The sequence below is a fragment of the Flavobacterium johnsoniae genome, from assembly GCF_030388325.1.
Lineage (GTDB): Bacteria > Bacteroidota > Bacteroidia > Flavobacteriales > Flavobacteriaceae > Flavobacterium > Flavobacterium johnsoniae_C.
This window is the reverse complement of the sequence record NZ_CP103794.1, coordinates 2922829-2937522: the sequence shown is the minus strand read 5'-3', so window position 1 is coordinate 2937522 and position 14694 is coordinate 2922829. Positions and strand designations below refer to the sequence as shown.

Genomic DNA, 14694 nt, shown 5'->3' with positions numbered 1-14694 from the left:
TTATATTCAAAGATACTTACAAAAATTTAATTTTCGATAAGTAAAAAAGCTTCCGTAATGGAAGCTTTTCTTATTATAATCTAAAAATAAAATAGTTACATTTTCATTCTGCCGAAATTTTATTAATTTTCAAGCAATTGATAAACCTGATTTGCAATTTCATATTCTTCGTCTGTTGGGACTACTAAAACTTTTACAATTGCATTTATTGAATTAATTTCTCTTAATTCTTTAGATCGAATTTGATTTTTCTCTTTGTCAATTTCGATTCCGAAATAATCCATATCTGTACAGATTAAATTACGCATGTAAGATGAATTTTCACCAATTCCAGCTGTAAAAACAATAGCATCCAGACCGTTAAGAGCTGCGGCATAAGCTCCTATAGTTTTTCTAATTCTATAAGCATTCATATACAATGCAAGCTGACAATCTTTGTTTCCTTTTTCTGCTTCTGCTTCAATATCACGCAAATCGCTGTAACCCGTTAATCCTAACATACCACTTTGTTTCAGCAAAACAGCATTTACTTCATCTGGCGTATAGCCTAAATTTTTAATCATATAAAAAACAACAGATTGGTCAATATCTCCAGCACGCGTTCCCATAATTAAACCATTTGAAGGCGAAAATCCCATTGAAGTATCAATACATTTTCCGTTTTTGATAGCCGCCATACTACAGCCATTTCCTAAATGAATGGTAATTATTCTGGAATTCTTTTCCAAATAACCAATTGCTTTTTCAGAAACATATTTATGGCTTGTTCCATGAAAACCGTAAACACGGACTTTATTTTCTGTCAAAAGATAATTTGGAATCGCATATTTATAAGCGACTTCTGGCATGGTTTGATGAAAAGCGGTATCAAAAACTGCAATTTGTTCCGCTGAACTAAAAATTTCTTCTGCCACGTTAATTCCTTCTAAATTTGCAGGATTATGAAGGGGCGCTAATTCAAAAAGCTGTTTAATTTTTGCTTTAACTTTATCGTCAATTTTTACTGTATCACTAAAATCGCTTCCGCCATGTACTACACGATGTCCAACAGCTGTAATTTCTGAAGTGGATTTAATTACTCCTTTTTCAGGATCTAAAAGCATGTTGGCTACTTTTTGTAATCCAACTTTATGATTCGGGATTGGAAGTGTTTCTTCGCGCGAAGCTGTGGCAGTTTTAAAAGTAACATTTGATGTTTCTAAACCAATTCTGTCAATCATTCCAGAACAAATCACTTCGTTTTCAGGCATAACCATTAATTGATATTTAATTGAAGAACTTCCTGAGTTTATAATAAGTATTTTCATTTTTTTTAAAGGTGCTAAGATGCTAAGATTCTAAGGTTCTGAGTTTTTTTTCTTAAGACTTAATTTTGTTTTTATATTTGATATAAGGAATTTATAATTGACAATTAACAATTTACAATTAATTACATTCCTTGCGCCTGAATTGCCGTAATAACAACCGTATTGATAATGTCATCAACCGTGCAACCACGGCTTAAATCATTTACGGGCTTATTTAATCCTTGTAACATTGGTCCAATTGCTAAAGCTCCAGTTTCTCTTTGTACAGCCTTGTAAGTATTATTTCCTGTATTTAAATCTGGGAAAATAAGTACACTCGCCTGCCCTGCTACTTCTGAATCTGGCATTTTGCTTTTTCCGACAGTTAAATCAACAGCAGCATCGTACTGAATTGGTCCTTCGATTTTCAAATCTGGTCTTTTTTCTTTCACAATTGCTGTTGCAGTTCTCACTTTATCTACTTCATCTCCTTTTCCAGATGAACCAGAAGAATACGAAAGCATGGCAATTTTAGGTTCAATTCCGAAAGCTAAACTTGATTCTGCTGAAGAAATTGCAATTTCTGCCAATTGTTCTGCCGTTGGGTTTGGATTAATGGCACAATCACCGAAAACAGAAACTCGGTCTTCTAAACACATAAAAAATACAGAAGAAACTACAGAAGAATTTGGTTTTGTTTTAATGAACTGCAAAGCCGGCAAAATAGTATGCTGTGTCGTGTGAGCAGCTCCAGAAACCATTCCGTCTGCGTGTCCTTTGTAAACCATCATAGTTCCGAAATATGAAACGTCTTCCATTAAATCTCTCGCCATTGTAATACTTACATTTTTAGCTTTTCTAAGCTCATAATAAGTATTCGCATAATCTTCGTAAAGTTCAGATTCTTTTGGATTGATGATATTTACTTTCGAAAAATCTAACGTAATTCCAAGCTCTATAACTTTATTTTCAATTTGTTTTTTATCTCCAATAATCGAAATATCAACAACATCCATATCTAACAATCTAGATGCAGCGGTAATAATTCGATCATCATTTCCTTCTGGCAATACAATATGTTTTCTGTGCTGTTTCGCTCTTTTAACCATGTTGTATTGAAACATTTTCGGCGTCATACCTTCTGCTTGGAAAGTGATTAATCTTTCTGACAGAGCGTCGTTATCAACATATTTTTCAAATGTTGTAATCGAAGTTTCAATTTTATGCGTGTTGTTGGCATAAATCTCAGATTTTATAGAACCAATTTTGTTTGTAATGTGATATGTTCCGCCATCTACAGCTATAATCGGAACAATAGCAGAAAGTCCTTCGATAAGCTTTAAAATACTTTCTTCTGGAACAATATTTCCGGTTAGAATAATTCCAGAAATGGTTGGATAATTTGCTGATTCATTGGCTTGTAAAGCTCCCAAAATAATATCAGAACGGTCGCCAGGAGTAATTACCAAAGCATTGTCATGCAAATGAACCAGATAATTGTGAAGTTGCATTGCACCTACACTAAAATGACCGATTTCGTTATTCAGATAATTTTCTCCGAACAAAACTTTAGCATTCAGTTCGTTTACAATTTCCTGCATTGTTGGGTTATTCAAGCTCGAAATCAGCGGAATTGTATTGATCAGGACATTTGATGGTAAACTTTTCTGTAAACTTTTAGTAACCAATTCGATATTTTCAGTTTGCACTTTATTTGCAAAAACAGATAAAACCTCAACTTCTTTTACTTTGAAAGAATCATAAACCAAATACAAACTGTCTAAAAGTTCTTCTAAAGTTTTTCCAACACCAGAACCTACAATTATGGTTGGAATACCAAGGTTTTTGGCAATTAAAACATTCAAATCCAATTCGATTGAAGTTCCTTCTCCAGTAAAACTTGTTCCTTCAACCAAAACGAAATCAAAACGTTCTTCGAGTTTCTTATATTTTTCAATAATTAAATCTAAAACTTCTCCTATTTTACCTTTATTTTTCTTTTTAATCAATCGGCTTTTTGTAATTGCGTAAGCATCTTCAAACTGAATATCAAGGTTAAAATAAGACAAGACTGTTTCGATATGATTATCTACTTCACCATCTACAAAATCTTCAATTATAGGCCTAAAATAGCCCACTTTAGCCGTCTTTCCAATCAGAATACTCATCAATCCGAGCGTAATAATTGATTTTCCACTATTGTGATCACTAGTAGCTATATATATTGCTTTACTCATAATTATTTATATTTATTCTAAATAACAAATTTAGATATTTCAATTCTTTTTATACTCTAACAAATGTTAAAACCAACGTCTTTTCTTGAAATAAATGATTAAGCCTATTACGAGCAAAAACATAATTCCCATAACCACAAAATAGCCATTTTCTGTTTTGAGTTCTGGCATATTTTCAAAGTTCATTCCGTAAACACCAACGATAAAAGTTAATGGAATAAATATGGCAGAAATAATAGTCAAGGTTTTCATAATTTCATTCATTTTTCGGCTTTGTTCCGAAAAATAAAAATTTGAAGCACTTTCTAATGCGCTCATATCCGATTCAATTTGCTCTAAAAGTTCCAAACTTTTTTGATGCAGTCTTATAAAAAAATTAAACGTTTCTTTTTGAATTAAACCATTATTTTCATCGTCATCTTTTATTGTTTTAAGATAGTATAATGAATCTCTCAATGGTGTAATGGAGCGCTTTAAGAAATTCAAATTATCACGGTGATTTTCGATTTTTTCCAGAATAACAGGTTTCGCTTCTTTTTTAGTCAAATTGATTAATTCTTCGATCTTATCTTCCTCATCTTCCAACGTAATGTAGAAATTTTCCATTACAGCATCTAAAAGCAAGTACAAGAGATAATCTACTTTTTTTGTTCTAACAATCCCTGCATGTGTGCGTAAACGTTCACGAATATGTGTAAAGAAATCACTTCGTTTTTCCTGAAAAGAAATAAGTATTCCTTCTTTCAGAATAAAACTGATTTGTTCTACACTAATATTATCTGAATATTCAGAAGGCAAAAGGGATTTTATATTAAAGAATAAAACGTTTTGCTGCTCTTCTAACTTTGTTCTTTTGGTTGTGTTTAAAATATCAGCTAAAAGAAAATCGTCAAGTTTAAAATGTGTACCAATTGTTTTAAGTAACCCAATGTCATTTAAGCCATGAACATTTAGCCAATTGTTTTTTGTATAATCAAAGCAAGAATTCAAGGCTAAAACTGTAAACTTATCATATTCAACAACATCATTATCATCATACACAAAAAGTTGCATTTCACTTTCATGCTCTTTATGCGTTCCTGTGTACTCTAATGTAATATGCTGCAGCTTGCGTCCTTTCTTGTATTTAATCTTTCTCATTCTAGAAATTTTACAATAGTAATATTACGAAAAAGAATTCGAAGAAGAAATGACATTTATCAGTTTGTAGAAAAACTGCGGTTAGACGCACTGCGGTACGTCTCTACATTAAATTATATCCATAAAAAAACCGAGTCAGAAATGACTCGGTTTTCTATCTTAATACTTTGTACTAATTTCTTAATACTAAAGAATTATTTTACCTCTTCAAATTCAACGTCTTCAACATTGTCTCCTGAAGACTGCTCTTGTTGTGGAGCAGCTTGTTGCCCTTCACCACCTTGAGCGTACATTGCTTCTGTAGCTGTTTTCCAAGCTGCATTTACATTGTCTAATCCTTTTTGGATTGCCTCAAGATCTTGAGATTGGTGAGCGAATCTTAATTCAGTTAAAGCAAATTCGATAGCTGTTTTTTGATCGTCTGTCAATTTATCTCCTAACTCTTTCAATTGAGATTCAGTTTGGAAGATAGTACTATCAGCTTCGTTCAATTTTTCAGCTCTTTCTTTAGCGATTCTATCTGCATCAGCATTAGCTTCAGCATCTTTTTTCATTTTTTCTATTTCTTCAGCTGTTAATCCAGAAGAAGCTTCGATACGGATATCGTGAGATTTTCCTGTTCCTTTATCAGTTGCAGAAACTTTGATGATACCATTAGCATCGATATCGAAAGTTACTTCGATTTGAGGAACTCCTCTTGGTGCTGGTGGAATACCATCTAAGTGGAAACGACCGATAGTTTTGTTATCAGCAGCCATTGCTCTTTCTCCTTGTAATACGTGGATTTCAACAGATGGTTGAGAATCAGCAGCAGTAGAGAATACTTGAGATTTTTTAGTTGGGATAGTTGTGTTAGACTCGATTAATTTAGTCAATACACCACCCATAGTTTCGATACCTAAAGAAAGAGGTGTAACGTCAAGTAACAATACATCTTTTACATCTCCAGATAAAACTCCACCTTGAATAGCAGCTCCAATAGCAACAACCTCATCAGGGTTAACACCTTTAGAAGCTTTTTTACCGAAGAATTTTTCAACTTCGTCAGCGATTCTTGGCATACGAGTAGAACCTCCTACAAGGATTACTTCGTCGATATCAGATGTAGATAAACCTGCATCTTTTAATGCTTTAGCAACTGGCTCCATAGAACGTTTTACTAAAGAATCAGATAATTGCTCAAATTTAGCTCTAGATAATTTTTTCACTAAGTGTTTTGGTCCAGAAGCAGTAGCAGTTACGTAAGGTAAATTGATTTCTGTTTCAGCAGAAGATGATAATTCAATCTTAGCTTTCTCAGCAGCTTCTTTCAAACGTTGTAATGACATTGGATCTAAACGTAAATCAATACCTTCTTCAGTTTTGAATTCGTCAGCTAACCAGTCGATAATAACTTGGTCAAAATCATCACCACCTAAGTGAGTATCACCATTTGTAGATAATACTTCAAATACACCGTCTCCTAATTCAAGAACAGAGATATCAAAAGTACCTCCACCTAAATCGTAAACAGCAATTTTTTGATCATTTCCTTTTTTATCTAATCCGTAAGCAAGTGCAGCAGCAGTTGGCTCGTTGATGATACGCATAACTTTAAGACCAGCGATTTCACCAGCTTCTTTTGTAGCTTGACGTTGCGCATCGTTAAAGTAAGCAGGAACTGTAATAACTGCCTCAGTTACTGTTTGACCTAAATAGTCTTCAGCAGTTTTTTTCATTTTTTGAAGTGTCATTGCAGACAATTCTTGAGCAGTGTATAAACGACCATCAATATCCACACGTGGCGTATTGTTGTCACCTTTTACAACACTGTAAGGAACTCTTTTTGCCTCTTCTTGAGTTTCAGCAAAAGTGTGTCCCATAAAACGTTTAATAGAAGCAATCGTTTTTGTAGGATTCGTTACTGCTTGTCTTTTTGCAGGATCACCTACTTTAATTTCTCCACCTTCAACAAAAGCGATGATAGATGGTGTAGTTCTTTTTCCTTCTGCGTTAGGGATAACAACTGCTTCGTTACCTTCCATTACAGAAACACAAGAGTTCGTCGTACCTAAGTCAATTCCGATTATTTTACCCATTTTTTATATATTTAATTTTTGATTTAATTTTATAACTCAGGTGGCATAAGTCAATCTTTGTGCCAAGATAAAAATCTAAATAAAATTGTCAGTTTTAATGTCTTGCCCTAAAAATCATCTGCCAACATGACATTTTTAGAACCTGACAGGTTTGGCATAATTACGTATTAATGTCATTTTGAAAATGTTCATCTAACTTGCTATTTCACTTAGTGTGATAAAATTTCAAGAATTAAGTAACAAATTAAAAGTTCTCTAAATAATTTATAAAAAAAAATTACATTCGTATGTAAAATATCATTCTGGACTTAATAGATACAAGTAAGCTATCAAAAACGTTGAAAGCTAGAATAATCAAATTTTAAACATGCCATAACAAATAAGACAAAATGGTTACATTCGAAACAAAAGTTTGGGAAAAAGATTGGGAATATATATTAAAGGGTAATTATTTAAATAAAATAATTTTCAATTGTAATTTCAATTTTTCCAAGAAACACGTCATTATTAACAATGTAAAAAACAGAAAGTTAGTTGAAAAATATTGTAAACAAAAAATTAAAGAAGGTGTTATTGACAATTATTTTGTAGTTGAAGATTACGAATCTTTAGTATTAGATCATTTTGAATTGAGCGCTGATAGTTTTGATGGAGGATATTATTATTCAATAGCAGAATTAGTTGGAATATATAAATGTGAAACTGATTATTTGATGCACTTTTCGGGTGATTCTTTCCCAGTAAATAATAACATAAATTGGATTAAAAATGCAATTGAGATAATGTATAGAAATCCTAATATCATTGTTGCAAATCCTACTTGGAATTATAATTTTAGGGAAGCCGAAAAAGAGTCTTTCGAACAAATAGAAGACTTTTATTCAGGCTATGGCTTTTCAGACCAAGCCTATCTTATTCGAAAACAAGATTTTATTGAGAAAATCTATAAAGAAAAAAATAAAGATTCTGAACGTTATCCTAAATATGGTGGAGAATTATTTGAAAAAAAAGTAGATTCATTTATGAGAAACCATCAAAAACTAAGAATCACAAACAAGTATTGCACCTACATTTCAGTTAATTTTCCTAGAAATTGGTTCTCAAGAAAAATATTAAGAAATAATATTACTAAAAAACGTATAAATCAAATGACAGAAAAACATTAAAAATCTAGGCTTCAAAATAATTTACCGAATTTGTAAGTTATTCATTATCGTTTAATAAGCTCATCAACTTAAAAAAGTTAGAATTGAAATATATTAAAATTTGAGTAAATCCAGAAATTTCGAATACACTTCCTGCTCTTGAAGAATTTAGAAAGAAAGAAATACCAAATTAAAGCCGAAGAATTTTATTTTTTTTAACTAAAATGAATAAACTAAAACTCTCGATTTCAAATTTATGGATATCAGTAAAAATAGATTGAAAAGTTAAATAATTATTTTAAACTCAACCGCAAAGAAGATATCTTAAAAATCAGCTGAATTACTTACATTCGTATTTTTCTAAATCATAAAAATGGAAAACTACAGCATCATAATATTCATACTCGCCATTGTTATTGGTTTATCTGCCTTTGCTGATAAAGCAAAACTGCCGTATCCAATTCTGCTTGTCATTGTTGGAATTGCAATTGGTTTTATTCCAACTATGAATGAAATTGAAATCAATCCAGAAATTATTTTTCTGCTTTTCCTTCCTCCATTATTATATGATGCTTCTTTTAATATTTCGCCAAAAGATTTTAAAACCAATCTAAATACCATAAGCACGTTAGCCATAACATTGGTTTTTCTAACCACATTTTGGATTGCCGTAGTTGCTCATTATATGATTCCCGATATAACCTGGCCGCTCGCATTTGTACTGGGCGCCATTCTTTCTGCAACCGATGCCGTTGCCGCAGTAAGTATTACAAAAGGTCTTGGAATATCGCATAAAACCATAACCATTCTCGAAGGCGAAAGTTTAATAAACGATGCTTCTGCTTTAGTCGCTTACCGATTTGCAGTTGCTGCCGTAATGGGGTCTGCATTTGTAATCTGGAAAGCTACATTGCAATTTATTATTTTGTTGGGTGGAGGTTTTCTTGTTGGTTTTGTGATGTCAAAAATACTATCCGTCATTTTAAAAAAAGTCAAAAAAAATGCAAACGTTACCATAAGTTTTATGCTTTTAATGCCTTTTGTAACGTATTTGATTGCCGAACATTTGCATGTTTCTGGCGTTATTGCTGTTGTTGTTTCAGGATTGGCAATTGCCCGTTTTAGCAAAAAAGTCTTTCCAGAAAGCTTAAAAAACAGCTCTCGAAGCTTATGGGATATTATTATATTCTTATTAAATGGATTGATATTTATTTTAATCGGACTTAATTTTAGATATGTATTAAAAGATATCGACGACGATATGATTCTGCCCTATATTGACTACGCTTTTATCATTACAATTGTCGCATTATTAATACGATTTGTTAGAATATTTCTTCAAAAAATAAACCTTCAAAAAGCCTTTCAGAAAAATCGCGGCGGCAGAAGAAAAATCAGTGAAGATGCTCTTCTAGATTTCAACAACAGTATTATTTTAGGTTGGTCTGGAATGCGCGGCATTGTATCGCTTGCCATTGCCATCGGACTTCCGAGATTTCTTGAAGACGGGAATCCGTTTCCTGAACGTAATGCCATTATTTTTATTTCAGTTGCAGTCGTTCTTTTTACACTTATCGGACAAGGATTAACTTTACCGTTCATAGTTAAAAAATTAAATTCTAAAACAGAACCAATAGAATCTCAAAATTAATTAAAACCAAAAAAAATGAATCAGGAATTAGAAAGCCAATTTGACGAATTTGATAAACCGAAAATCATTAGAAGAAAATTACTTCCATGGTGGATTAAAACCTTTTGTTGGATTTTTATGATTTTAGCCGTTTGCGGTCTAGCGTCGTTAATTGGAAATGCATTTACAGACAACGTCGAATTATCTCTTTACGGTTTTTCTAGTAACACAGCATATTCAGTAATAGGAATTTTTATTATAGCTATTATGACCTTGAAAGGATTTGCAGCATTTTCTCTTTGGTTTGAAAAAGACAACGCCATATCAATCGCTAAAATTGATGCAATTGTAGGAGTTGTAATCTGCGTAGCTTCAATGTTTATAGCGCCGAGAGAAGATGGACACTTTCCTTTACGATTAGAAATTTTACTATTGATTCCTTATTATATTAAAATAAACAAAATAGAATACGAATGGGATAATCAAGAAAGTCTCAGCTAAAAAATTGATTATCAAAAATTAAACTTACTTTTATCTTAGTTTCCGTTTAATTTATTTTTTCTTAGAAATGACTTCAGATATTCTTTCCACAACATCAGATTCAGAAATTGTTACAACTCGAGTTTTAAACTTCCCTCAAGAACTTGTTTTTAAAGCTTGGAGCGATCCAGAACATTTACAAAATTGGTGGGGACCAAAAGGTTTTACTAACACTTTTCACGAATTTAATTTTTGTGAAGGCGGAAAATGGAGTTTTATAATGCACGGTCCTGAAGTCGGAAATTATGCCAACGAATGCGAATTCATCAAAATAGAAAAACCTAATCTGATTGCCTGGAAACGTCATTCTAAACCACTTTTTCAAATCCTTACAACTTTCGAAACCATTGCAGAAAATCAAACTAAAGTGGTTTTTAAAATGCTTTTTGAAACCGAGGAAGAATGCCAGAAACTGAAACCTTATGTTGTAGATAAAAATGAAGAGAATTTTGATAAGCTGGAAGTTGAATTATCGAAAATGAAACTTTAATAAAAATCACTTTTTATTCGTAATTTCGATTTCTCATTAAAATTACATTTAAAAAATGGCTTCATTTACAAAAGAAATATCTTTTCGTTGGTCAGATCTTGACCCAAACTTTCACGTTCGCCACAGTGCATATTACGATTTTGGTGCACAGCATCGTATAGAAATCCTTGAAGAATTGGGACTTACTTTAAAAGTTATGCAAACACAAGGTTTTGGACCTGTTTTATTTAGAGAAGAATGTGTTTTTAGAAAAGAATTAAAACTTTCAGATAAAATTTTCATTCATACCAAAACCTCAAAAATGAAAGCCGATGCTTCTCGCTGGTCAATTATTCACGAATTTAGAAGAGAAGACGATACACTTTGTGCAACAATTACAGTTGATGGCGCTTGGATGGACACTAAACTTAGAAAATTAGCCTCTCCTACTCCAGAAATTGCTGTTCAAGCTTTATCTATATTTCCAAAAAGCGATGATTTCGTTGGACTTTAAAATATAAACAAATGAGACGTTTATTTTCTTTTTTTGCTATTCTGGCTCTTTTTGCAAATTGCAAAAATAAACCTTCAGACGAAACCAAATCTTCTGAAAAAACAAATACTGCAAAAGAATCTAAATCACCAAAAGAAACTGTTCAAGCTTATTTGTCTGCAACAAACCATTTTGATTTTGAAACCGCAAAAAAATTTCTGATTACAAATAAAGAAAATCAGATGATTTTGGAAACTCTCAAAAAGATGGAAAAAAGCATTCCAGACAAGGAAAAAACCAGATTTATAGACAAAGAAAAAAAAGCTTCTTATTTTGAAAAAGAAATAACCGATTCGACTGCTCAAATTATTGTAACTCCAGACATGGATGCTGTTATACCTATCGAATTCAATTTGAAAAAAGTAAACAACGATTGGCTAATCGAATCTGTTATTTCTCATTAATCTAAAAAACAAGCTATGATAGATTACATAAAAGACTTTAGAATCGGATTTTTTATTGCCATCATAGCAATTACAACAATTGTTTTGGGCGCGATTACAGACAGAGCGCTCCGTTATCTTTTATACAAAAAACAAATCGACAAAGATTATGATGCAACAGGTTTTAAATTCTTAAAACACTTAATCATCACTATAATTTATATTTTAGGATTTGCTTTTGCTTTAATACAAATTCCTGAATTTAAAATCATCGGACATTCGTTTTTAGCTGGCGCGGGCGTAATTTCTCTTGTTGCCGGTTTGGCTTCTCAACAAGCTTTAAGCAATATTGTGAGCGGTATATTTTTAGTTATTTTCAAACCTTTCAAAATCAATGACAAAATTACAATCAACAATTTTGTTGGAACTGTTGAAGATATCAATCTACGTCAAGTCGTTTTGAAAGATGCAGAAAACAACCGAATTATAATACCAAATTCGGTAATTAGCGCACAGATTATCGTAAACACGAATATGCACGATACAAAATGCTGTAAAATAATAGAAATCGGAATTGGTTACGATTCTGATATCGAAAAAGCTTTGGAAATAATAAAAGACGAAATCGCTAAACATCCATTATTTATTGACACTCGCACAGCCGAAAATAAAAAAGAAAAAGCACCTCTGGTCGTTGCACGCGTAGTCGCTTTAGCCGATTCTAGCGTCAATCTAAAAGCTTGGGCTTGGGCAAAAAATTCTACAGACGGATTTGTAATGTACTGTGATTTACTTCAAAGCATTAAAAAAAGATTTGACGAAAACAACATTGACATTCCATATCCACAACGAGTTGTTACATTAAAACAATAATTTTTTCTGATAACTTTAAGATTTTAAGCTTTGTTTTAAAAATGTTACGTTTTAACTTTATAAGTTATTAAAACAAATGGCCGTAAATATGAAAATCTTTAAAGTATTAGCACTTTTAATTCCTTTTTTAACTTTTTCTCAAGAAGGAAATATTAAGTCTCTCGATATAAATTTAAGTAATTACGAATATCCTTTTCCTGTTCATTTTTTAGAATTGAACAATCAACGCCAAACCTTAAAAATGGCTTATATGGACATTAAGCCCAACAATTACAACAATAAAAACATTGTTCTCCTTCACGGAAAAAACTTCAACGGCGCTTATTGGGAAACAACTATTAAAGCTTTAACAAAAGAAGGATTTCGTGTAATTGTTCCCGATCAGATTGGTTTTGGAAAATCAACAAAACCAGATAATTTTCAATATACTTTTCAGCAATTGGCTCAGAATACAAAGCAACTTTTAGATCATTTAGGAATTCAAAAATCAGCTATTTTAGGTCATTCTATGGGCGGAATGCTCGCAACTCGTTTTGCATTAATGTATCCTGAAACTACTGAAAAGCTAATTTTAGAAAATCCGATTGGATTGGAAGATTGGAAATTAATTGTGCCTTATAAACCCATTGATTGGTGGTACGAATCGGAATTAAAACAAAATTACGAAGGCATCAAAAAATACCAAATGGCAAATTATTATGACGGAAAATGGAATACCGATTACCAAAAATGGGCAGAACTTGGTGCAGGCTGGACAACAGCTCCCGATTATAGTAAAGTGGCTTGGAACTCTGCTCTTCTTTATGATATGATTTTTACGCAACCTGTTTTATACGAATTTAAAAATATAAAAAGTCCGACGCTTTTAATTATCGGAACTAGAGATAAAACGGCTTTAGGAAAACCTTTGGTTTCGGCAGAAATTCAGAAAACAATGGGAAATTATGTCGAATTGGGAAAGAAAACTCAAAAAGCAATTCCGAATTCTAAATTAGCAGAAATTCCAAATACTGGACATTTACCGCATATAGAATCTTTTGATTTATTTATAAAATCATTAATCGTATTTTTGAAATAAAAACTAACTTAAAAACTATATAAATTATGTTTACAATTGAGCAAATAAAAGAAGCGCATGCAAAAGTGAAAAGCGGTGCTGACTTTCCAAATTATATTCAAGACCTAATAATTTTAGGCGTAAAAGGTTATGACACTTTTGTACATGACGGAAGTGTTGTATATTTTGGCTTAAATAATTATAGCGCTACTGCGGAAGAAAAATATCCTGAAATCAAAGTTGCTGATTTTCCAAACAAAGAACTGTTTATTGAATTTTTGGTAAAACACCAGCACGGCGAAACCGACTATATGACTTTCTGCAAACATTGTGCACAAAGCGGAATTGCGAAATGGCGTGTTGATATTGTTGAAATGACTTGCACCTATTTTGATAAATCTGAAAATGAAATTTTGATCGAAAAAATTCCAAGTTAATTCATGCTTTTTTTCAATCAAAATTCTAAAACCGCTTTTAAGAAAGGTATTGTATTCTTTATTTTAATGATTTCTTTTTCAAGTCTTTCTCAGAACAAAAAAGAAAATCCAAAATTTAATGTAATTGCATTTTATACCGCAAAAAATGATCAGGCGCATATTAGTTTTGTGCATGAAGCGAATAAATATTTCCCAAAACTGGCGAAAGAAAATCATTTTCAATATGATTCTACCAGTAATTGGGAAAATTTAAATCCAAATTTTCTAGCTAAATATCAAGTTGTTTTGTTTTTAGACACACGTCCAGAAAAAAAAGAACAGCGCGAAGCTTTTCAGAAATATATGGAAAACGGAGGCGGCTTTATCGGGTTTCATTTTTCAGCATTTGCATTAAATGATTCAAGCTATAATCAAGATTGGAACTGGTATCACAATACTTTTCTAGGATCTGGAGAATACGGAAGCAATACTTGGAAACCAACATCGGCAGTTTTACGAGTTGAAAATCAGCATGCGGTGACCAAAAATATTCCTAAAACTTTCATTTCTGCACCAAACGAATGGTACAGATGGTCGAATGATTTAACCAAAAATCCGGATATCGAAATTTTATTAGCAATTGACGAATCTAGTTTTCCTTTAGGAACTGGACCAAAAGCGCATGAAATATGGCACAACGGTTATTATCCCGTAGTTTGGACAAACAAAAAATACAAAATGCTGTACGTAAATATGGGACACAATGATATTGATTATGAAGGCGGAACAAACAAAACCTTATCGTACACATTTGAGAACAAAACGCAAAGTCAGTTAATTTTGAATGCCCTTCTTTGGATGGGAAATTCGAAGAAAAAATAAAAAAA

Annotated in this window: 14 protein-coding genes; 10 read left to right on the top strand and 4 right to left on the bottom strand. The window is 32.1% G+C overall.

Annotated features, from left to right (window positions below):
* Window positions 1-122: 122 nt before the first annotated feature.
* The 4 genes from NYQ10_RS12790 to dnaK form a co-directional block, all read right to left on the bottom strand.
* A complete protein-coding gene (locus tag NYQ10_RS12790; RefSeq protein ID WP_289876714.1) occupies window positions 123-1307 on the bottom strand; it encodes an acetate/propionate family kinase in 1185 nt (394 codons plus the stop codon).
* Window positions 1308-1429: 122 nt separating this feature from the next.
* Window positions 1430-3523: a phosphate acetyltransferase gene (pta, locus tag NYQ10_RS12785; protein ID WP_289876713.1), complete on the bottom strand. Its 2094-nt coding sequence runs from the start codon at window positions 3521-3523 to the stop codon at window positions 1430-1432.
* A gap of 66 nt (window positions 3524-3589) precedes the next feature.
* Entirely contained in the window at window positions 3590-4663 is a 1074-nt protein-coding gene (gene corA / locus NYQ10_RS12780; protein ID WP_289876712.1) for a magnesium/cobalt transporter CorA, read from the bottom strand.
* Between the two features lie 194 nt (window positions 4664-4857).
* On the bottom strand, window positions 4858-6741 hold the full coding sequence (dnaK, locus tag NYQ10_RS12775) for a molecular chaperone DnaK (RefSeq protein WP_276174232.1): 1884 nt from the start codon (window positions 6739-6741) through the stop codon (window positions 4858-4860).
* 389 nt (window positions 6742-7130) lie between these two features.
* On the opposite strand from dnaK, the gene NYQ10_RS12770 reads away from it, so the two are divergent.
* The 10 genes from NYQ10_RS12770 (at window position 7131) to NYQ10_RS12725 (ending at window position 14689) form a co-directional block, all read left to right on the top strand.
* On the top strand, window positions 7131-7907 hold the full coding sequence (locus NYQ10_RS12770; RefSeq protein WP_289876711.1) for a hypothetical protein: 777 nt from the start codon (window positions 7131-7133) through the stop codon (window positions 7905-7907).
* Window positions 7908-8259: 352 nt separating this feature from the next.
* Window positions 8260-9537, top strand: a complete 1278-nt coding sequence (locus NYQ10_RS12765) for a Na+/H+ antiporter (protein ID WP_289876710.1) — start codon at window positions 8260-8262, stop codon at window positions 9535-9537.
* Window positions 9538-9552: 15 nt separating this feature from the next.
* Window positions 9553-10017: a hypothetical protein gene (locus NYQ10_RS12760; RefSeq protein WP_289876709.1), complete on the top strand. Its 465-nt coding sequence runs from the start codon at window positions 9553-9555 to the stop codon at window positions 10015-10017.
* Window positions 10018-10084: 67 nt separating this feature from the next.
* Window positions 10085-10546: an SRPBCC family protein gene (locus NYQ10_RS12755; RefSeq protein ID WP_289876708.1), complete on the top strand. Its 462-nt coding sequence runs from the start codon at window positions 10085-10087 to the stop codon at window positions 10544-10546.
* Between the two features lie 55 nt (window positions 10547-10601).
* Window positions 10602-11039 (top strand): acyl-CoA thioesterase, encoded by a 438-nt coding sequence (locus NYQ10_RS12750; RefSeq protein ID WP_276174236.1) that lies wholly within the window; start codon window positions 10602-10604, stop codon window positions 11037-11039.
* 11 nt (window positions 11040-11050) lie between these two features.
* On the top strand, window positions 11051-11482 hold the full coding sequence (locus NYQ10_RS12745) for a hypothetical protein (protein WP_289876707.1): 432 nt from the start codon (window positions 11051-11053) through the stop codon (window positions 11480-11482).
* 15 nt (window positions 11483-11497) lie between these two features.
* Window positions 11498-12334: a mechanosensitive ion channel family protein gene (locus NYQ10_RS12740; protein WP_289876706.1), complete on the top strand. Its 837-nt coding sequence runs from the start codon at window positions 11498-11500 to the stop codon at window positions 12332-12334.
* 88 nt (window positions 12335-12422) lie between these two features.
* A complete protein-coding gene (locus NYQ10_RS12735) occupies window positions 12423-13412 on the top strand; it encodes an alpha/beta fold hydrolase (RefSeq protein ID WP_289876705.1) in 990 nt (329 codons plus the stop codon).
* A 26-nt stretch (window positions 13413-13438) separates the two neighbouring features.
* Window positions 13439-13828, top strand: coding sequence for a DUF1398 domain-containing protein (locus tag NYQ10_RS12730; RefSeq protein WP_289876704.1), 390 nt, complete (start codon window positions 13439-13441; stop codon window positions 13826-13828).
* Between the two features lie 3 nt (window positions 13829-13831).
* Complete coding sequence (locus NYQ10_RS12725) at window positions 13832-14689, top strand: ThuA domain-containing protein (RefSeq protein ID WP_289876703.1); 858 nt, start codon at window positions 13832-13834, stop codon at window positions 14687-14689.
* Window positions 14690-14694 lie beyond the last annotated feature (5 nt).

Bases quoted from the DNA above. Each gene is read 5' to 3' on its own strand.
- NYQ10_RS12790 (WP_289876714.1), bottom strand. From the start codon at position 1,307: ATGAAAATACTTATTATAAACTCAGGAAGTTCTTCAATTAAATATCAA.
- pta (WP_289876713.1), bottom strand. From the start codon at position 3,523: ATGAGTAAAGCAATATATATAGCTACTAGTGATCACAATAGTGGAAAA.
- corA (WP_289876712.1), bottom strand. From the start codon at position 4,663: ATGAGAAAGATTAAATACAAGAAAGGACGCAAGCTGCAGCATATTACA.
- dnaK (WP_276174232.1), bottom strand. From the start codon at position 6,741: ATGGGTAAAATAATCGGAATTGACTTAGGTACGACGAACTCTTGTGTT.
- NYQ10_RS12770 (WP_289876711.1), top strand. From the start codon at position 7,131: ATGGTTACATTCGAAACAAAAGTTTGGGAAAAAGATTGGGAATATATA.
- NYQ10_RS12765 (WP_289876710.1), top strand. From the start codon at position 8,260: ATGGAAAACTACAGCATCATAATATTCATACTCGCCATTGTTATTGGT.
- NYQ10_RS12760 (WP_289876709.1), top strand. From the start codon at position 9,553: ATGAATCAGGAATTAGAAAGCCAATTTGACGAATTTGATAAACCGAAA.
- NYQ10_RS12755 (WP_289876708.1), top strand. From the start codon at position 10,085: ATGACTTCAGATATTCTTTCCACAACATCAGATTCAGAAATTGTTACA.
- NYQ10_RS12750 (WP_276174236.1), top strand. From the start codon at position 10,602: ATGGCTTCATTTACAAAAGAAATATCTTTTCGTTGGTCAGATCTTGAC.
- NYQ10_RS12745 (WP_289876707.1), top strand. From the start codon at position 11,051: ATGAGACGTTTATTTTCTTTTTTTGCTATTCTGGCTCTTTTTGCAAAT.
- NYQ10_RS12740 (WP_289876706.1), top strand. From the start codon at position 11,498: ATGATAGATTACATAAAAGACTTTAGAATCGGATTTTTTATTGCCATC.
- NYQ10_RS12735 (WP_289876705.1), top strand. From the start codon at position 12,423: ATGAAAATCTTTAAAGTATTAGCACTTTTAATTCCTTTTTTAACTTTT.
- NYQ10_RS12730 (WP_289876704.1), top strand. From the start codon at position 13,439: ATGTTTACAATTGAGCAAATAAAAGAAGCGCATGCAAAAGTGAAAAGC.
- NYQ10_RS12725 (WP_289876703.1), top strand. From the start codon at position 13,832: ATGCTTTTTTTCAATCAAAATTCTAAAACCGCTTTTAAGAAAGGTATT.